This window comes from Achromobacter sp. DMS1, from assembly GCF_001270295.1.
This window is the reverse complement of the sequence record NZ_LHSJ01000020.1, coordinates 15,946-33,588: the sequence shown is the minus strand read 5'-3', so window position 1 is coordinate 33,588 and position 17,643 is coordinate 15,946. Positions and strand designations below refer to the sequence as shown.

Here is a 17,643-nt window from a genome sequence, read left to right as displayed (position 1 = left end):
CGGCGCGCCGGACGCCGGTCTGGCTCGGGTCTGGCGCGCCGCCGCGGCTCGGCGCCTCAGTATCTCAGCGCGGCTGCTTCAACAGCTTGGCGGCCTCGATGGCGAAATAGGTGAGGATGCCGTCCGCGCCCGCGCGCTTGAAGGCGAGCAGCGCTTCCATCATGACCTTGTCATGGTCCAGCCAGCCGTTGGCGGCGGCGGCCTTGATCATGGCGTATTCGCCGCTGACCTGGTAGGCGAAGGTGGGCACGCGGAAAGCGTCTTTCACGCGGCGCAGAACGTCCAGGTAGGGCATGCCCGGCTTGACCATGACCATGTCCGCGCCTTCCTGGAGGTCGGCCGCCACTTCGCGCAGCGCCTCGTCGAGGTTGCCCGGATCCATCTGGTAGGCCATTTTGTTGGACTTGCCCAGGTTGGCGGCGGAGCCGACGGCATCGCGGAAGGGGCCGTAGAACGCGCTGGCGTACTTGGCGGAGTAGGCCATGATGCGGGTGTGGATGTGGCCGTTTTCCTCGAGCGCCTGGCGGATCGCGCCGATGCGGCCGTCCATCATGTCGCTGGGGGCGACCATGTCCACACCGGCGGCCGCTTGCACCAGGGCCTGCTTGACCAGGATCTCGACCGTGGGTTCGTTGATCACGTAGCCGTTGTCGTCGATGACGCCGTCCTGGCCGTGGCTGGTGTAGGGGTCCAGCGCCACGTCGCACAGCACGCCCAGCTCGGGAAAGCGCTGCTTGAGTTCGCGGACCACGCGCGGGATCAGCCCCTCGGGGTTGGTGGCTTCGATGCCGTCCGGCGTCTTGAGCGAGGGCTCGATGGCGGGGAACAGCGCCAGTACCGGAATGCCCAGCGACACGCATTCCTCGGCGACCGCCATGAGGGTGTCGGGCGAGTAGCGCACCACGCCGGGCAGCGACGGCACCGGCTGGCGCAGGCCCGTACCCTCGGCCACGAAGACGGGGTAGATCAGATCGTCCACCGAGAGCGCATTCTCGCGCACCAGCCGGCGGGTGAAGGCGTCGCGGCGCAGGCGGCGCGGGCGGGAAACCGGGAATTCGGGAGTGATGATCTGCGGGTTCATGGTACGACCTTCGGGGATATCCAGTTCTCGATATGGTTGGCGGCCTCTTCGAGGCCGATGCGCTCGGTGGCCGAGAACGGCACGGTGTGCAGCGCGCCGATGTCCGCGAGTTCCTTGCGGACGGCGTAGATGGCGCGCACGCGCTGGCCGTAGGGCAGCTTGTCGGCCTTGGTGAGCAGGGCCAGCACCGGGCGGCCGGTGGGGGCGATGAAGTTGGCCAGGCGGCGGTCGAGCTCGGTGACGCCGCGGCGGATGTCGATGAGCAGCACCACGCCGGCCAGCGACGCGCGGTCGCGCAGATAGCCGCCCAGGATGTCGGCCCATTTTTCTTTTTCGTCGCGCGCGACGGACGCGTAGCCGTAGCCCGGCAGGTCGACCAGGTAGCCCAGCGCGGCCTGCGGGTCGAGCGGGTCGGGCAGGCTGAACATGTTGATCAGCCGCGTGCGCCCCGGCGTCTTGCTGGAGAAGGCGAGACGGCGCTGGTTGCACAGCACGTTGATGGCCGTGGACTTGCCGGCGTTGGAGCGGCCCACGAAGCAGACTTCCGGCGCGCCGGGGGCCGGAAGCTGGTCCAGGCGGGCAGCGGAAGTGAGGAAAGAGGCGCGGTGCAGGAGGGACACGGAGGGCTTCGGATACGGTTGGTTTCGAGCCCTATTGTATAATCCGGCGTTTGCAACAGTGGTCCCCGTGCGCGGAGCCGTCTGTTTTGTCGCGTGGCAAGCGCCTGGATTGCGGGAGGGCTCCCGCCGACGGCCTTGCGGGCAAGGCAGCTGCAGCAGGTTCGTTACGGCTTTCCAGGGTGTGCGGGCAGGCATGGGCGCCTTTTTGCGCCTTGATCGATGCGTTCGTCGAGGTATACATGAAGCGTGTGCTGTCCCGGATGTTGATAGCGAGCGGGCTGTTGCTCGGCGCTGCTGCCCTTTCCCCCGGTTTTGCCGCCGACGCGCCGCCCGGCCCGGCCAAACCGGATGCCGCCAAGGGCGGTCAATTGTTCGAGCAGGGAGACGCTTCGCGCGGGATAGTCGCCTGTGCGTCCTGTCATGGCGCCGGGGGCAGCAGCACCATTCCGGCCAATCCCAATCTTGCGGCCCAGTCGCACGAATACCTGGCCAAGCAGCTCACCGATTTCCAGCTCAAGCAGGGCGCCAAGACGCCGCTGCGCAACGGCCCGGAAGGCAATCCCACTCCCATGACGGCCATGGCGCAGAATCTCACGCCCGCCGACATCCAGAACGTTGCCCTGTACCTGGCCCAGCAGCCGCTGAAGGAGCCGGCCTCCGCCGGCTACGAGAAGCTGGTTGACCTGGGTCAAAAGATCTGGCGCGGCGGCTTGCCCGAACGCAATGTGCCCGCCTGTGCGGCATGCCATTCTGCCAATGGCGCCGGCATTCCGGGCCAATATCCCCGCCTGGCGGGCCAGTTCCCCGCCTATATCGAAGAGCAGCTCAAGCTGTTCCGCAGCGGAGACCGGGCCAACAGCGCGCCCATGCACGATATCGCCGATCGCATGTCGGACGCCGACATCAAGGCCGTGGCCGATTACGCGGCCGGCCTGCGCTAGGCGCATGTCCGCAACGCGCGCGGCCGGGCCGCGTCCACTTACCGGGGCGCAAGGAACCCGCCGGGCCCGCGCGCTGTCTACGAGGGGGGAAGCCGATGGCGCGGCCCCCCTTTTTTCATGAATTCGACCCACACATCTTCCCGCCTCTCCCTGCGCACGCTGCCCCACGATTTCTTCGAGCTGCTGGGGTCGATGCGCTTTGCCGTCAGCCTGCTCGTCTTCATCTGCCTGGCCAGCCTGGTCGGGACGGTATTGCCGCAAAACCGCGCCAGCAGCAGTTACATCGACCAGTTCGGCCCGTTCTGGTACGAAGTGTTCGACAAGTTCTCCATCTGGCACGTCTACAACAGCTGGTGGTTCCTGCTCATCATGGGCTTCCTGGTGGTGTCCACCTCGGTGTGCCTGATCCGCAATGCGCCCAAGATGCTGCGCGACGCGAAGTCGTTTCGCGAGCACGTGCGCGCGAGCAGCCTGGGCGCTTTTCCGCACCGCGTGCAGACCAGCGTGCCGGGGACGGTGCCCGAAACCGTCGCCGGGCTCAAGGGCCTGCTGGCGCGCATGGGCTACGCGGTGCGCGAGCGCAGGGACGAGAACGGCGTGATGCTCGCCGCCAAGAAGGGCAGCGCCAACCGGCTGGGCTACATCTTCGCCCACTCGGCGCTGGTCATCATCTGCATCGGCGGGCTGCTCGACAGCGAGCTGCCCGTGCGGCTGCAGGTGATGTTCGGCGGGAAGCGGCCCATCGTGGAGAACATGCTGATTTCCGAGGTGCCCGAAAGCGGCCGGCTGTCGGTGAACAACCCCAGCTTCCGCGCCAGCGTGCTGGTGCCCGAAAACAGCCAGGTGAGCAGCGCCGTGGTCATGGTGGGCGACGGCGCGCTGGTGCAGCCGCTGCCGTTCCTGCTCAAGCTCAAGAAGTTCGTCGTCGATTACTACTCCACCGGCATGCCCAGCCGTTTCGCCAGCGAGGTGGAGGTGACGGATCCGGAGACGGGCAAAACCTTCGCGTCGACCATCGAGGTAAACGAGCCGCTGCGGTACAAGGGCATGACGGTGTACCAGTCCAGCTTCGACGACGGCGGCAGCACCGTGAAGCTGCTGGGTTATCCGCTGGTGGGCAGCGGCGGCCAGACCTTCAGCGTGGATGGCGCGGTGGGCAAGACCAGCGAGGTCACGGCCAGCACCGCCGCCGGCCAGCGCAGCATGCGCGTGGAAATCACCGGGCTGCGTCCCATCAACGTGGAGGACCTGAGCGGGGGCGCGCCCAAGGGCGGCAACCAGAGCTTTGCCGACCACGTGGCCTCCGTGGCGGGCAGCGCGGCCGGCAAGAAGAACGAAAACCTGCGCAACGTGGGACCCAGCGTGGAGTACCGCCTGATCGACGATGCGGGCCAGGCGCACGAATTCCAGAACTACATGCTGCCCGTGGAGCTGGACGGCGCGCAGGTGTTCCTGGCCGGCGTGCGCAACAATGCCTCGGAGCCTTTCCGCTACCTGCGCATACCCGCCGACGCCGACGGTTCCGTGGCCGAGTTCATGCGCCTGCGCGCCACGCTGGCCGATCCGGCGGCGCGCCGCGAGGATCCTCTACGGATGGCCCGAGGGGGCGACACGCCACTGGTGTGGTGACCGCGACCAGGGGGATGTCTGGAGCATCAAGAAGCCGCAGAAGAACGATCTGCATCCGACCATGAAACCGGTCGAGCTGGTCGAGCGGGCGATCCGCAATTCGAGCCGCCCGGGCAACGTGGTGCTCGACCCGTTCGGTGGCTCTGGAACCACGCTGATTGCTGCCGAGAAGTCAGGCCGCTCTGCGCGACTGATCGAACTCGACCCGAAGTACGTGGACGTGATCGTGCGTCGGTGGGAGGANATGCCCTGTTCCCGCACATGACCGTGGCCGAGAACGTGGCGTTCGGCCTGGAGATGCACAAGGTGCCCAGGGCGGAACGCGACGGCAAGATCCGCCGCGTGCTCGACATGGTGCGCATGACCGAGCTGCGCGACCGCTACCCGCGCCAGCTTTCGGGCGGCCAGCAGCAGCGCGTGGCCATCGCGCGCGCCCTGGCCATCGAGCCCAAGGTATTCCTGCTGGACGAGCCGCTGTCCAACCTGGACGCCAAGCTGCGCGTCGAAGTGCGCGAGGAAATCCGCGCGCTGCAGCAGCGGCTCGGCCTGACCACTATCTTCGTCACCCACGACCAGGAAGAGGCGCTGGCCATCGCCGACCGCATGGCCATCATGAACGACGGCATCGTGCAGCAGGTGGGCTCGCCGGACACGCTGTACGAACGCCCCGCCAACCTGTTCGTGGCCGACTTCCTGGGCAAGATGAACGTGTTCAAGGGACGCGGCAACGCGCACAGCGTGTTCGAAACCGCCGCCGGCAGCGCATCGAAGGCGCGCAGCATCACGGCGGCCACGATGGCCAGGAACGCCCAGCCGCACATCTGCACCCACACGGGCACCACCGGAATCAGCATCCACCACGCCGTCGCCAGCAGCAGCATGCCGAACAGGCGCTTTACGCCCTCCATCCACGGACCGGCCCTGGGCAGCAGCGCGCCGGACGACGCCCCCACGAGCAAGAGGGGCACGCCCCATGCCCCAGGCCAGCGCGAACAGCGCCGCCGCGCCCCAGCACCACGTCGCCGGTCTGCGAGATATACAGCAGCGCCCCGGCCAGCGGAGCGGCCACGCAAGGCCCCACGATGAGCGCCGACAGCGCGCCCATGAGCAGCGCGCCGGTATGGCGCCCGCCGGGAATGCGCGAAGACGTCCGCGCAAGCCGGGCCTGCACCGCGGCCGGCATCTGGAACGTGAAGGCGTCGAACATGGCCAGCGCCAGGATGGCCAGCAACGCCGCGAACAGGCCGAGTATCCAGGGCGTCTGCAGCCATGCGGCCAGCCCGGCGCCGCTCAGGCCGCCGCCACGCCCAGGGCGGTGTAGACCACCGACATTCCGAGCACATAGGCGGCCGCCAGCCCGAAACCGCGCCAGCGCGAGGGCCGCGCGGCCGCATCGCCCACGACGATGGTGGAAAGAATGGGAATCATGGGCAGCACGCAGGGCGTGAACGCCAGCAGCACGCCCAGCACCAGGAACACGCCAGCGGTCTTGGCCCAGCCCATGCCCGCAAGCGCGGCGGCCAGCCCCGTGTCGCCCGCCTCCGCCAGCGCGCCCAGCCCGGGCCCGCGCCCGAGGCCGGCGCGGCGCCATCGGCCAGCGCGTAGCCCCCGGCGGCCGGCGTCAGCCGCACGCTGTGGTCCTGCGGCGGATAGCACAGGCCCGCGTCGGCGCAGCCCTGGCTCGTCACGGTCAGCGTGAACGCCTGGCCGCCCGGCATCAGCGGCACGCGCACCGCCACGTCCCGGTGGTAGACCTCCATGTCCTTCTCGAACGTGGGATCGTATTTCACCTCGCCCTGGGGATATGCCGGCTCTCCCAGCCGCGCCGCGCCCGCCGGGCTGATGGTGATGCCGAAACGTTCGCGGTACAGGTAATACCCCGGCGCGACGCGGTAATGCAGCTCCAGCGCGTCCGGGGCGGCCATCGAGGCGCTGAACGCAAAGGCCTTGTCGGGCTCCAGGAACTCCTGCTCGGCGCGGACCGGCGCGGCGCAGGCCAGCAGCAGCATCAACAGCGCCAGCGCGGCGGGCAATCCGGAACGGATGCGAGCGGCCATCGCGACGATCCCGGCAGAAACGCCGGGCATACCAACGGGTTGCGGCATCAGTCTCTCTGTTGCGGCCTGTCGGCCGTTTGTTCACGCACCCAATCCAGGTAAGGCGCGGCGCCGCCGATGACAGGCAGCACGATGATCTCGGGCACTTCGTAAGGGTGCATCTGCGCCAGCCGCGCCACGGCCGCCGCATGGCGTCCGTGCGTGGTCTTGATGTGCATGGGGATTTCCTCCGCCCCTTCCACCGTGCCCTTCCACTCGTAGATGGACAGGCAGGGCGCGCCGAGGTTCACGCACGCCGCCAGGCCTTCCTCGACCAGCACATGCGCGATGCGCTTGGCGAGAAGCAGGTCGGGCGCATTGCTGACCATCAGCACAACGTCGTCATCTCGCAACATGTCGCCTCCCGGATATGGCCGCGCAGGATGTAACTGGGAGTATTTTATCGGTATTGCCGCCCTGCCTTGCGCCGCCGGGCGAGGCCGTTTCTTTCATCATGCCGAGGCCCGCATGTCCGATACCTGTCTGTTCTGCCGCATGGCACGCCACGAGCTGGACGTCCACATGATCCACGAAGACGACCGGCTCATGGCGTTTCTCGACATCCACCCGGTGCGCCCGGGCCACGCGCTCATCATTCCCAAGCAGCACTATCCCTATTTCGAGGACATGCCCGCCGACCTCGCGGGCCGCATCGTCAATCTCGGACAGCGGCTGGCGCGCCACATGAAGCGTCTCTACCAGGTCGAGCGCGTGGGCTTTGCCTTCACGGGCATCCACGTGGCCCATGCTCACGCCCACGTGATCCCCATGCACCATCCGCAGGACGTCACCTCGACCCAGTACATCGTGCAGAAGGACCTCACGTTCACCATGCCGCCCCAGCCCGACGCCGAGACGCTTGCGCGCACCGCCCAGGCGCTGCGCGAGGAACTGCACGCGTCCTGAACCCGCGCGCCCGGGCCATGGCGGCGGCCGCCGTCCGGCGCAGCGCCCGGCCCGCCTGGCGAAAAAAAGGCGGGCCCGAAGGCCCGCCCTTTTGCTTATCTCGCTGCGAGTCTTACTCGGCGGCGCTGTCCTCAGCGGCTTCATCGACTTCCGGGCGGTCGACCAGCTCCATGAAAGCCATGGGAGCGTTGTCGCCCTGGCGGAAGCCCATCTTCAGCACGCGGGTGTAGCCGCCGTTGCGGTTCGCATAGCGCGGACCGATTTCGGCAAACAGCTTCACCACGGCGTCGCGGTCGCGCAGGCGGGCAAACGCCAGGCGCTTGTTCGCAACGGTGGGCTCCTTGCCCAGCGTGATCAGGGGTTCGATGACGCGGCGCAGTTCCTTCGCCTTCGGCAGCGTGGTCTTGATCGCTTCGTGGGTAATCAGCGAAACGGCCATGTTGCGGAACATGGCGAGACGGTGGCTGCTGGTGCGGTTGAGCTTGCGCAAGCCATTACGGTGACGCATGATAAGTTTCCTTTGAATCTAAGGACGGCGTTTCCGCCATCGGGTTGCCGGCTCTTCTATCGGCCTGGAAAAGGCCGCGGTCCGGTGAAAAAACGGTGCATTTTACGACGGTTTCGCCTTGCCGGGCGGCACGCGCCCGGCAAGGCGGGAAGCGCGCGAACGCGCCCCCCGCATGCCTTACGGACGCTCCAGGCCCAGGGGCGGCCAGTTTTCCAGCTTCATGCCCAGGGTCAGGCCGCGCGCGGCCAGCACTTCCTTGATTTCGTTGAGCGACTTGCGGCCCAGGTTCGGAGTCTTGAGCAGCTCGTTCTCGGTACGCTGGATCAGGTCGCCGATGTAGTAGATGTTCTCGGCCTTCAGGCAGTTGGCCGAACGCACCGTCAGCTCCAGGTCGTCGACCGGGCGCAGCAGCACCGGATCGATCTGCGGCGTGCCGCGCACCGGGGCTTCGTACGAGTCGCCGGCGCCTTCCAGGGCGGCGAAGACCGAGATCTGGTCCATCAGGATGCGGGCCGACTGGCGCACCGCTTCCTCGGGCGAGATCACGCCGTTGGTTTCGATGTCCAGCACCAGCTTGTCCAGGTCGGTGCGCTGTTCCACGCGCGCGCTTTCCACGGCGTAGCTCACGCGGCGGACCGGGCTGAACGAGGCGTCCAGCACGATGCGGCCGATAGTGTGGGTGCGGTCTTCCGACAGCGCGCGCACGTTGCCCGGCACGTAGCCGCGGCCCTTCTCGACCTTGATCTGCATTTCCACCTTGCCGGCGTCGGTCAGGTTGCAGATGGCGTGGTTGGGGTTGATGATCTCGACGTCGTGCGGCAGCTCGATGTCGCTGGCCAGCACGGTGCCGGCGCCGCTCTTGCGCAGGACCAGGGTCACTTCGTCGCGGTTGTGCAGCTTGAAGACCACGCCCTTCAGGTTCAGCAGGATGTCCACGACATCTTCGCGCACGCCCGGGATGGTCGAATACTCGTGCACCACGCCGGTCATCTGCACTTCGGTCGGCGCGTAGCCGGTCATCGAAGACAGCAGGATGCGGCGCAGGGCGTTGCCCAACGTATGGCCGTAGCCACGCTCGAAGGGCTCCATCACGATCTTGGCATGGTGCGTGCCGATCGGTTCGACTTCAATGGAGCGCGGCTTCAGAAAACCTTGAGTGGACATGTACTGTGTTCCTTTTCAATACCCTCGGCTCGTTACACCGATAAGGCTGATGGACAGGTAAAGCGGGAAAAGCGCGGCGCGCGGCGCCATGAGAGCAACACCGCCGCCACGAACCGCAAAGCCCGCTCCGCCGTACTGGCGCGGAAGCGGGCTGCTGCGGGACTTGCAAATGCGGACTCGGAAGCCGCCGCCCGGAAAAACGCCTTGCGGCGCGCCGCCGGGGACGGCTCCACGTCGATCAACGCGAGTACAGTTCGACGACCATCGATTCGTTGATGTCGCGGGCGACGTCAGCGCGGTCGGGAGCCGACTTGAAGGTGCCGGTCATCTTGGCCGCGTCGACTTCCACCCATTGGGGGATGCCGATGCTGGCGGCCAGGTCGAGCGATTCCTTGATGCGGGCCTGCTTCTTGGCCTTTTCGCGGACCGAGATCACGTCGCCGGCCTTGACCAGGATCGAGGCGATGTCGGCGGTGTGGCCATTCAGCTCGATGGCGCGGTGGCTCACCAGCTGGCGGGCTTCGGCGCGCGTGGAGCCGAAGCCCATGCGGTAGACGACGTTGTCCAGGCGCGATTCCAGCAGCTGGATCAGGGTCTCGCCGGTGTTGCCGCGACGGCGCTCGGCTTCGGCGAAGTACTTGCGGAACTGCTTTTCCAGCACGCCGTACATACGCTTAAGCTTCTGCTTTTCACGCAGCTGCAGGCCGTAGTCGGAGGTGCGGGCGCCCGAAGTGCGGCCGTGCTGGCCGGGCTTGGAATCCAGCTTGCACTTGGAGTCCAGCGAACGGCGGGCGCTCTTCAGGAACAGGTCGGTGCCCTCGCGGCGCGAGAGCTTGCATTTGGGTCCAATATAACGTGCCATGTGGATTCCCTTTAGATACGACGACGCTTCGGCGGACGGCAGCCGTTGTGCGGCACCGGCGTGATGTCGGCAATGCTCGAGATCTTGATGCCGAGGGCATTCAGGGCGCGCACCGACGATTCGCGGCCGGGGCCGGGGCCCTTGATGCGCACTTCCAGCGTCTTGATGCCGTACTCGAGCGCAACGCGGCCGGCCGTTTCAGCGGCGACCTGCGCGGCGAACGGGGTCGACTTGCGCGAACCCTTGAAGCCAGCACCGCCCGACGTGGCCCACGACAGGGCGTTGCCTTGACGGTCGGTGATGGTGATGATGGTGTTGTTGAACGAAGCGTGAACGTGCGCGATGCCGTCCGAGACGTTCTTCTTGACCTTTTTGCGCACGCGCGAAGCGCCGCTGGTGGAAGCTTTCGCCATAATCCAGTTCCTCGATTATTTCTTCAGGGACGCAGCAGCACGACGCGGGCCCTTGCGGGTGCGGGCGTTGGTGCGGGTACGCTGGCCGCGCACGGGCAGACCGCGCTTGTGACGCATGCCGCGGTAGGTTCCCAGGTCGATCAAACGCTTGATCGAGAGCTGCACTTCACGACGAAGATCGCCTTCGACCGTGAACACACCGACATGTTCGCGGACGCGTTCCAGTTCAGCGTCGCTCAGATCCTTGACCTTCTTGTCAAAGGGTACGTTTGCCGCTTCGCAGATCTTGCGAGCGCGCGTACGACCGATGCCAAAAATGGCGGTCAGGCCGATCTCGGCGTGCTGATGCGGCGGAATGTTAATGCCAGCAATACGGGCCATGACTGTTCCTTGAATAAATCCGTTGCGTAGTCGCTAACCCGGGTTAGCCTTGACGCTGCTTGTGACGCGGGTCGGTGCAGATGACGCGCACCACGCCGTGACGTTTGATAACTTTGCAGTTGCGGCAGATCCGCTTAACCGATGCCATTACTTTCATGGTTGACTCCTAATTTTCCGTAATCCGGTTTCCACTCACTTGGAGCGGAACACAATCCTCGCTCGCGTCAGGTCATAGGGCGTGAGCTCCACTGTGACCTTGTCACCCGGCAGGATCCGGATGTAATGCATACGCATCTTGCCGGAAATATGGCCCAACACCACGTGGCCGTTTTCGAGCTTGACGCGAAATGTCGCGTTGGGGAGGTTCTCCAGAACCTCGCCTTGCATCTGAATGACGTCGTCCTTGGACATTCTTTTGCTTACCGCATCGGCAAACCCGCGCCCTTGAAGTTCGCCTTCTTGAGCAGCGAGTCATACTGGTGAGACATCATGTAGGCCTGGACCTGCGCCATGAAATCCATCGTCACCACCACAATAATCAACAGAGACGTGCCACCGAAGTAGAACGGAACGTTCCAGCGCATCACCAAGAATTCCGGCAGCAGGCACACCAGCGTGATGTAGATGGCGCCCGCGAGCGTCAAACGCATCAGGATCTTGTCGATGTAGCGCGCGGTCTGCTCGCCCGGGCGGATGCCCGGAACGAACGCCCCGCTCTTCTTCAGGTTGTCTGCGGTTTCGCGGCTGTTGAACACCAGAGCCGTGTAGAAAAAGCAGAAGAAGATGATCGCGACCGAATACAGCGTGATGTAGAGCGGTTGACGAGGCGACAGGGCCGCGGCCAGGTCGCTCAGCCAGCGCATGCTCTCGCCGCTGGAGAACCAGCTCGTGACCGTGGCCGGGAACAGGATGATCGACGACGCGAAGATCGGCGGAATCACCCCGGCCATGTTCAGCTTCAGCGGCAGGTGCGAGCTCTGGCCACCGTAGATCTTGTTGCCGACCTGGCGCTTGGCGTAGTTCACCGTGATCTTGCGCTGTCCGCGTTCCACGAACACCACAAAAGCGGTAACCAGCACCACCAGAGCCACGATGAACAGTGCCGACAGCACGGACATCGCGTTGGTGCGCACCAGATCCAGCAGCGCAGCCAGCGCCGCGGGCAGGCCCGCGACGATACCCGCGAAGATCAGGATGGAGATCCCGTTGCCCAGACCGCGCTCCGTGATCTGCTCGCCCAGCCACATGACGAACATGGTGCCGGTGACCAGGGTCACGACGGTCGTGAAGCGGAACAGCATGCCCGGATCGATCACCAGTCCCTGCTGGGACTCAAGCGCAACCGAAATGCCCACGGCCTGCACCAGCGCCAGCACCACGGTGCCGTAGCGGGTGTATTGGGTAATCTTGCGCCGGCCGGCCTCGCCCTCTTTCTTGAGCGATTCCAGCGAAGGCACCACCACCGACATCAGCTGCATGATGATGGATGCCGAAATGTACGGCATGATCCCCAGGGCAAAGATCGAGAAGCGCGAGAGCGCCCCGCCCGAGAACATGTTGAACAGGCCGAGGATTCCGCCCTGGTTCTGGCGGAACAGGTCCGCCAGCGCATCTGGGTTGATACCCGGTACGGGAATATGAGTACCCAAACGGTAAACCACCAGGGCGAGCACCAGGAACACGAGGCGGCGCTTCAGATCGCCGTACCGTGCCCCGGATTTGCCCAATGCCTGTGCGTTAGCCACTCGTCACCTCGTGATCAAGCGAGCGAGCCGCCCGCGGCTTCGATGGCGGCGCGCGCGCCGGCCGTCGCCGTGATGCCCTTCAGCACCACTTTGCGCGAGAGTTCACCCGACTTGATGACCTTGGCGTAGCGAACCGCCTGGCCAATCACGCCAGCGGCCTTGAGCACTTGCACGTCGATTTCGTCGACGGGCACGGCTTGCAGGTCCGACAGACGGACTTCGGCGTACAGGTGCTGGCCCAGCGGCGTGAAGCCGCGCTTGGGCAGGCGACGCTGCAGCGGCATCTGGCCGCCTTCGAAGCCAACCTTATGGAAACCGCCCGAACGCGACTTCTGGCCCTTGTGGCCACGGCCCGCGGTCTTGCCCAGACCCGAACCGATGCCACGGCCGACGCGGCGCTTGGCGTGCTTGCTGCCCTCGGCGGGCTTCAGCGTATTGAGTTGCATATCCGACATGGTGATTCCTTAGGCTTCCGAGACGGAAACGAGATAATCCACCTTACGGATCATCCCACGCACCTCGGGCGTATCGACCAGCACGCGGCTGCTGTTCACACGGCCCAAGCCCAGGCCGCGCACAGTGGCGCGGTGCGATTGCTTGGTACCGATCACGGAGCGCACGAGGGTCACTTTGATCTGCTTCTGAGCCATGATTTACCCCAGGATTTCTTCGACGGTCTTGCCGCGCTTGGCAGCAACTTCCGCCGGGGTCAGGGAGGCGCGCAGGCCGTTCAACGTGGCGCGAACCATGTTGTACGGGTTGCTCGAGCCGAGGCTCTTGGCCACCACGTTGCGCACACCCATCACTTCGAAAATGGCGCGCATCGGGCCGCCGGCGATCACGCCGGTACCTTCAGCGGCCGGCGAGATCAGCACCGTGGAGGCGCCGTGCTTGCCCACCACCGTGTGGTGCAGCGTGCCGTTCTTGAGCGCAACCTTGAACATGCCGCGGCGGGCCTGTTCCATCGCCTTCTGGACCGAGACCGGCACTTCGCGCGCCTTGCCCTTGCCCATGCCGATGCGGCCGTCGCCGTCGCCGACCACGGTCAGCGCGGCGAAGCTCATGGTGCGACCACCCTTCACGACCTTGCTGACGCGGTTGACCGCGATCATCTTCTCGCGCAGGCCGTCATCGTTCTCTTTTTCCGCGGCGTTCTTGCCTTGTACTTTAGCCATTTGACAGATCCTCGCTTAGAACTTCAGGCCGGCTTCACGCGCGGCATCGGCCAGCGCCTTCACGCGGCCATGGTAACGAAAGCCCGAGCGATCGAAGGCAACCAGTTCGATGCCGGCGGCCTTGGCCTTCTCGGCAACGCGCTTGCCCACCAGCGTCGCGGCGGCCTTGTTGCCGCCCTGGCCGGACTGGCCGGCCAGCTGGGCGCGCACCTCGGCTTCCACCGTGGAGGCGCTGACCAGAACGCGATCGCCTTCCGGCGAAATGATGTTGGCGTAGATGTGCTGGTTCGAGCGGAAAATCGAGAGGCGATGAACGCGCAGCTCGCTGATCTTCCGGCGGGTCGGAACCGCACGACGCAAACGGGAAACTTTTTTGTCCATGATTCGTCCTTGCGTGCGCCGTTATTTCTTCTTGGTTTCTTTGATGACGACGCGTTCGTCCGCGTAGCGCACGCCCTTGCCCTTGTAGGGTTCGGGTTCGCGGTACGCACGGATTTCAGCGGCCACCTGACCGACGACTTGCTTGTTGAAGCCCTTGATGACGATTTCCGTCTGGGTGGGGCATTCGGCCTTGATGCCGGCCGGCAACTTGTGCACGACGTCGTGCGAGAAACCGAGCTGCAGCTTAACGGCATCGCCTTGGACCGAGGCGCGGTAACCCACGCCGACCAGGGTCAGCTTGCGCTCGAAGCCCTTGCTCACGCCGGTGACCATGTTGGCCACCAGCGCGCGCACGGTACCCGACATGGCGTTGGCGTGGCGCGATTCGTTGGCGGCGGCAAACGTCAGCTTGCCGTTGTCCAGCGCGATCGAGACGTCGCCGGTCAGGGCTTGGGTCAGGGTGCCCAGCGGGCCCTTGACGGTGATCTGATCCTGCTGGATGCTGGCTTCGACACCCTTGGGCAGTTCGACCGGATATTTAGCGATACGTGACATTCGAATTTCTCCTTAGGCCACGTAGCACAGCACTTCGCCGCCCACGCCGTTGGCGCGGGCCTTGCGGTCGGTCATCACGCCGCGCGAGGTCGATACGATGGCCACGCCCAGGCCGTTCATGACCTGGGGAATGCTGGTACGGCCCTTGTAGATGCGCAGGCCGGGACGCGAAACGCGTTCGATGCGCTCGATAACCGGGCGGCCAGCGTAGTACTTCAGGGCGATCTCGAGCTCAGGCTTGGCCTGGGTGCCCTTGATCTCGAAACCGTCGATGTAGCCTTCGTCCTTCAGCACGGTGGCGATGGCCACCTTCAGCTTCGAGGAGGGCATGCTCACCGTGGCTTTGTCTACTTGCTGCGCATTGCGAATGCGGGTCAGCATATCGGCGATGGGATCGCTCATGCTCATAATTCTTTCTCCTACCAGCTGGCCTTGGTGATGCCGGGGATTTCGCCCTTCATCGCCATTTCACGCAGTTTGTGGCGCGTCAGGCCGAACTTGCGGAAGACACCGCGCGGACGGCCGGTGACCACGCAACGGTTACGTTGACGCGTCGGGTTGGCATTGCGCGGCAGCTGTTGCAGCTTGAGCCGAGCCTGGTAACGTTCTTCGTCGGTCTTCGACTGGTCGTCGATGATCGCCTTCAGTTCGGCGCGCTTGGCGGCGAACTTGTCGGCCAACTTGGCGCGCTTGATGTCGCGATTGATGAGGGAAAGTTTAGCCACGTCATCAGCCCCTTAGTTACGGAACGGGAAGCTGAAGGCGGTCAGCAGCGCCTTGGCTTCTTCGTCGGTCTTCGCGGTGGTGGTGATGCTGATGTTCAGCCCACGCAGCGCGTCGATCTTGTCGTATTCGATTTCGGGGAAAATGATCTGCTCTTTCACCCCGATGTTGTAGTTGCCACGGCCGTCGAACGCACGACCCGAGATACCGCGGAAGTCGCGCACGCGCGGCAGCGCGACCGCAACCAGGCGATCCAGGAATTCGTACATGCGTTCGCCACGCAGGGTGACCATGCAGCCGATCGGGTAGTTTTCGCGGATCTTGAACCCGGCGATGGCCTTGCGGGTCTTGGTCACGACGGGTTTCTGACCGGCGATCTTCGTCAGGTCGGAAACGGCGTGCTCGATGACCTTCTTGTCGGCCACGGCTTCCGAGACACCCATGTTCAGGGTGACCTTGGTGATGCGCGGCACTTCCATCACGCTCTTGTAGCCAAACTTGGCCTGCAGGTCGGCGACGACCTTGTTCTTGTAGAAATCTTGCAAACGAGACATGTCTTTCGCCCCTTACGCCTTGGCGCCGACGACGGCGCCATTGGAACGGAACACGCGAACCTTGCGGCCGTCGACTTCCTTGACGCCGACGCGGTCGCCACGACCGGTAGCGGGGTTGAAGAGCGCCACGTTGGACACGTGGATGGGCATGGTCTTCTCGACGATGCCACCCGGGTTGTTGGCCATGGGATTGGCCTTCATGTGCTTCTTGACGACGTTGACGCCTTCGACCAGCACGTGCTCGGCGCCGACGCGGGCCAGCACGGTGCCGCGACGCTTCTTGTCGCGGCCGGTCAGGACGATGACTTCGTCGCCTTTACGAATGTTCTGCATCGTGGGCTCCTTACAGCACTTCCGGGGCCAGCGACACGATCTTCATGAACTTCTCGGTACGCAGTTCGCGCGTCACGGGTCCGAAGATGCGGGTGCCGATGGGCTCCAGCTTGGCGTTGAGCAACACGGCGGCATTGCCGCCGAAACGAATCAGCGAACCGTCCTTACGGCGCACGCCCTTGGCGGTACGAACCACCACGGCATTGTAGATTTCGCCTTTCTTGACGCGTCCGCGCGGGGCCGCATCTTTGACGCTCACCTTGATGATGTCGCCGATACCGGCATAACGGCGCTTGGAGCCACCGAGCACCTTAATGCACATGACGTGACGCGCACCAGTGTTATCGGCCACGTCCAGCGTGGTCTGCATTTGGATCATGATTTTTCCTGTTCCAACTTAACTGGAAATACGGTTTTCCCCACCAAGGGAACACTGCAATTCCTGCCAGTTTTGGTCCCGTCAGGTCAGCCGCCCTGCTTGTTTGCCGCGGCGCTGGGCTGCTTGGCAGCGCAACTTGCGGCGGGTTGGCAACGCAACGACCCTGGGTTGAAATCCTGCGGGTATTCCCCCAACGTGCCGATCGGCTTCGTTTGCCTTTGCACCACGCTTTGCGCGGCAAAGACGCCCTTATACCCAACCGACAATCTGGGAAAGCTGTTGATTCTATCCCGCCCGCCCATGAAACGCAAGGGCTTTTGCTGAAAAATTAAGCAGATACGCCACAGCCGGCAGTGCCCGCAATGCGTCCCTAGTTCTTGGGCTGGTAGTAACGCCGCTCCCAGGCAGCCTGGTTGGCTTTGCCGCGGCGGATTTCGTCAGTGAAGGGCGCGGCCAGCAGGACCAGGCGGTTCAGCCAGCGCACCGGCGCCCGGCACGGCCGCTCGAAATCCACGAACAGCACCGCGCGCAGCCCGTCGGTGTCGTTGTGGACCTGGTGCGGATACAGGTCGTCGAACACCACTGCCTCGTTTTCCTTCCAGCTGTAGCGCTGCCCGCCCACCTCGATCCAGCAGCGCTCCGACGGCTGCGGGACCACCAGCCCCAGGTGCAGGCGCAGCACGCCGTTGTATGGGCCGGTATGCAGGGGAATGCGCTTGCCCGGCTCCAGGATGGAGAAGAACGCGGTGCGCACCCCCGGAATGCGGCGCAGCGCCCGCGCCGTGGCGGGGCAACGCGCCAGGTTGCGCTCGGAACGCAGGCCGTAGCCCAGGAAGACGAAGGTCTTCCATTGGTCGTCCGACGTGATCATGCCCACGTCGGGCGAGATCTCGTGAAAGGAGGGAAGGTTCTGGCGCTCGGCCAGCAGGCTGTCGAGTTCGGCCCGGATGGCGGGCGCCTGCGCCTCCAGGTCCCGGACCCAGGGAAACTGGTTGTTATCGAAAATAGGACGATCGCCGACCAGGGATGCCTGCGCGATCCGGTGGTGCAACCAATCGATGAAACGAAAGACGATTCTGCTGTACAGGCTGGGCTTGACGGGCGGATTCTGGTCTATGGGTTGCACAGCGCTTCAAGGTCCGAAAACGGGGCGACGCGCTACATTGTGTCGGCCACCGCCCGGCCGCGCAAGGCTCC

General features: G+C 64.9%; 24 protein-coding genes and 4 pseudogenes. 5 read left to right on the top strand and 23 right to left on the bottom strand.

What is annotated here, in order from left to right:
• Window positions 1-64: 64 nt before the first annotated feature.
• A complete protein-coding gene (hemB, locus tag AD428_RS04370) occupies window positions 65-1,081 on the bottom strand; it encodes a porphobilinogen synthase (RefSeq protein ID WP_053244301.1) in 1,017 nt (338 codons plus the stop codon).
• The gene (gene yihA / locus AD428_RS04365) at window positions 1,078-1,701 is read right to left on the bottom strand and encodes a ribosome biogenesis GTP-binding protein YihA/YsxC (RefSeq protein ID WP_053244300.1); all 624 of its coding nucleotides are present in this window, start codon (window positions 1,699-1,701) and stop codon (window positions 1,078-1,080) included. Before yihA ends, hemB begins: the two co-directional genes overlap by 4 nt.
• 239 nt (window positions 1,702-1,940) lie before the next feature.
• On the opposite strand from yihA, the gene AD428_RS04360 reads away from it, so the two are divergent.
• From AD428_RS04360 to AD428_RS28750, 4 genes and pseudogenes are all read left to right on the top strand, one after another.
• Window positions 1,941-2,642, top strand: coding sequence for a c-type cytochrome (locus AD428_RS04360; RefSeq protein ID WP_152967980.1), 702 nt, complete (start codon window positions 1,941-1,943; stop codon window positions 2,640-2,642).
• 117 nt (window positions 2,643-2,759) lie between these two features.
• Window positions 2,760-4,241, top strand: a pseudogene (locus tag AD428_RS04355) (cytochrome c biogenesis protein ResB); the annotation flags it as partial.
• Window positions 4,219-4,514: pseudogene (locus AD428_RS24365) on the top strand (DNA-methyltransferase); the annotation flags it as partial. The pseudogenes AD428_RS04355 and AD428_RS24365, both read left to right, overlap by 23 nt.
• An 18-nt stretch (window positions 4,515-4,532) precedes the next feature.
• Window positions 4,533-4,688 (top strand): annotated as a pseudogene (locus tag AD428_RS28750) (ABC transporter ATP-binding protein); the annotation flags it as partial.
• Window positions 4,689-5,023: 335 nt separating this feature from the next.
• On the opposite strand, the pseudogene dsbD reads toward AD428_RS28750, so the two are convergent.
• A pseudogene (dsbD, locus tag AD428_RS04340) lies at window positions 5,024-6,328 on the bottom strand (protein-disulfide reductase DsbD); the annotation flags it as partial.
• A gap of 47 nt (window positions 6,329-6,375) precedes the next feature.
• Window positions 6,376-6,723 carry a divalent-cation tolerance protein CutA gene (gene cutA, locus AD428_RS04335; protein WP_053244298.1) on the bottom strand — a complete coding sequence of 116 codons (348 nt, stop codon included), beginning with the start codon at window positions 6,721-6,723 and terminating at the stop codon, window positions 6,376-6,378.
• Window positions 6,724-6,835: 112 nt separating this feature from the next.
• Here cutA and AD428_RS04330 point away from each other — a divergent pair, with 112 nt between their 5' ends.
• On the top strand, window positions 6,836-7,273 hold the full coding sequence (locus tag AD428_RS04330) for an HIT family protein (protein ID WP_053244297.1): 438 nt from the start codon (window positions 6,836-6,838) through the stop codon (window positions 7,271-7,273).
• A gap of 112 nt (window positions 7,274-7,385) precedes the next feature.
• Here the strand turns inward: AD428_RS04330 and rplQ are convergent, their stop codons facing one another.
• The 19 genes from rplQ to AD428_RS04240 all read right to left on the bottom strand — a co-directional run bounded on the left by rplQ (window position 7,386) and on the right by AD428_RS04240 (window position 17,572).
• Window positions 7,386-7,781 carry a 50S ribosomal protein L17 gene (gene rplQ, locus AD428_RS04325; protein ID WP_053244296.1) on the bottom strand — a complete coding sequence of 132 codons (396 nt, stop codon included), beginning with the start codon at window positions 7,779-7,781 and terminating at the stop codon, window positions 7,386-7,388.
• Window positions 7,782-7,958: 177 nt separating this feature from the next.
• Window positions 7,959-8,945, bottom strand: a complete 987-nt coding sequence (locus tag AD428_RS04320) for a DNA-directed RNA polymerase subunit alpha (RefSeq protein WP_053244295.1) — start codon at window positions 8,943-8,945, stop codon at window positions 7,959-7,961.
• Window positions 8,946-9,183: 238 nt separating this feature from the next.
• Complete coding sequence (gene rpsD, locus AD428_RS04315) at window positions 9,184-9,807, bottom strand: 30S ribosomal protein S4 (protein ID WP_053244294.1); 624 nt, start codon at window positions 9,805-9,807, stop codon at window positions 9,184-9,186.
• 11 nt (window positions 9,808-9,818) lie between these two features.
• A complete protein-coding gene (gene rpsK, locus AD428_RS04310; protein WP_006216516.1) occupies window positions 9,819-10,220 on the bottom strand; it encodes a 30S ribosomal protein S11 in 402 nt (133 codons plus the stop codon).
• A gap of 15 nt (window positions 10,221-10,235) precedes the next feature.
• Window positions 10,236-10,601: a 30S ribosomal protein S13 gene (rpsM, locus tag AD428_RS04305; RefSeq protein ID WP_006389632.1), complete on the bottom strand. Its 366-nt coding sequence runs from the start codon at window positions 10,599-10,601 to the stop codon at window positions 10,236-10,238.
• Window positions 10,602-10,644: 43 nt separating this feature from the next.
• Entirely contained in the window at window positions 10,645-10,758 is a 114-nt protein-coding gene (gene rpmJ, locus AD428_RS24360) for a 50S ribosomal protein L36 (protein WP_003806928.1), read from the bottom strand.
• 35 nt (window positions 10,759-10,793) lie between these two features.
• On the bottom strand, window positions 10,794-11,012 hold the full coding sequence (infA, locus tag AD428_RS04300; protein WP_003806927.1) for a translation initiation factor IF-1: 219 nt from the start codon (window positions 11,010-11,012) through the stop codon (window positions 10,794-10,796).
• An 8-nt stretch (window positions 11,013-11,020) separates the two neighbouring features.
• Window positions 11,021-12,346, bottom strand: coding sequence for a preprotein translocase subunit SecY (secY, locus tag AD428_RS04295; RefSeq protein ID WP_053244293.1), 1,326 nt, complete (start codon window positions 12,344-12,346; stop codon window positions 11,021-11,023).
• Between the two features lie 14 nt (window positions 12,347-12,360).
• The gene (gene rplO / locus AD428_RS04290; protein ID WP_020925824.1) at window positions 12,361-12,801 is read right to left on the bottom strand and encodes a 50S ribosomal protein L15; all 441 of its coding nucleotides are present in this window, start codon (window positions 12,799-12,801) and stop codon (window positions 12,361-12,363) included.
• 9 nt (window positions 12,802-12,810) lie between these two features.
• Entirely contained in the window at window positions 12,811-12,996 is a 186-nt protein-coding gene (gene rpmD, locus AD428_RS04285) for a 50S ribosomal protein L30 (RefSeq protein WP_053244292.1), read from the bottom strand.
• Between the two features lie 3 nt (window positions 12,997-12,999).
• The gene (rpsE, locus tag AD428_RS04280) at window positions 13,000-13,521 is read right to left on the bottom strand and encodes a 30S ribosomal protein S5 (RefSeq protein WP_053244291.1); all 522 of its coding nucleotides are present in this window, start codon (window positions 13,519-13,521) and stop codon (window positions 13,000-13,002) included.
• 15 nt (window positions 13,522-13,536) lie between these two features.
• Window positions 13,537-13,902 (bottom strand): 50S ribosomal protein L18, encoded by a 366-nt coding sequence (gene rplR, locus AD428_RS04275; protein ID WP_053244290.1) that lies wholly within the window; start codon window positions 13,900-13,902, stop codon window positions 13,537-13,539.
• Window positions 13,903-13,923: 21 nt separating this feature from the next.
• Window positions 13,924-14,457 (bottom strand): 50S ribosomal protein L6, encoded by a 534-nt coding sequence (gene rplF, locus AD428_RS04270; RefSeq protein ID WP_053244289.1) that lies wholly within the window; start codon window positions 14,455-14,457, stop codon window positions 13,924-13,926.
• A gap of 12 nt (window positions 14,458-14,469) precedes the next feature.
• The gene (rpsH, locus tag AD428_RS04265) at window positions 14,470-14,865 is read right to left on the bottom strand and encodes a 30S ribosomal protein S8 (RefSeq protein WP_053244288.1); all 396 of its coding nucleotides are present in this window, start codon (window positions 14,863-14,865) and stop codon (window positions 14,470-14,472) included.
• A gap of 11 nt (window positions 14,866-14,876) precedes the next feature.
• The gene (gene rpsN, locus AD428_RS04260) at window positions 14,877-15,182 is read right to left on the bottom strand and encodes a 30S ribosomal protein S14 (protein WP_006216527.1); all 306 of its coding nucleotides are present in this window, start codon (window positions 15,180-15,182) and stop codon (window positions 14,877-14,879) included.
• A gap of 12 nt (window positions 15,183-15,194) precedes the next feature.
• Window positions 15,195-15,734 (bottom strand): 50S ribosomal protein L5, encoded by a 540-nt coding sequence (gene rplE, locus AD428_RS04255; RefSeq protein WP_053244287.1) that lies wholly within the window; start codon window positions 15,732-15,734, stop codon window positions 15,195-15,197.
• A 12-nt stretch (window positions 15,735-15,746) separates the two neighbouring features.
• Window positions 15,747-16,067 (bottom strand): 50S ribosomal protein L24, encoded by a 321-nt coding sequence (gene rplX, locus AD428_RS04250; RefSeq protein ID WP_053244286.1) that lies wholly within the window; start codon window positions 16,065-16,067, stop codon window positions 15,747-15,749.
• Window positions 16,068-16,077: 10 nt separating this feature from the next.
• Window positions 16,078-16,446: a 50S ribosomal protein L14 gene (gene rplN, locus AD428_RS04245; RefSeq protein WP_006216531.1), complete on the bottom strand. Its 369-nt coding sequence runs from the start codon at window positions 16,444-16,446 to the stop codon at window positions 16,078-16,080.
• A gap of 370 nt (window positions 16,447-16,816) precedes the next feature.
• On the bottom strand, window positions 16,817-17,572 hold the full coding sequence (locus AD428_RS04240) for an aspartyl/asparaginyl beta-hydroxylase domain-containing protein (RefSeq protein WP_053244285.1): 756 nt from the start codon (window positions 17,570-17,572) through the stop codon (window positions 16,817-16,819).
• Between the last annotated feature and the right edge of the window lie 71 nt (window positions 17,573-17,643).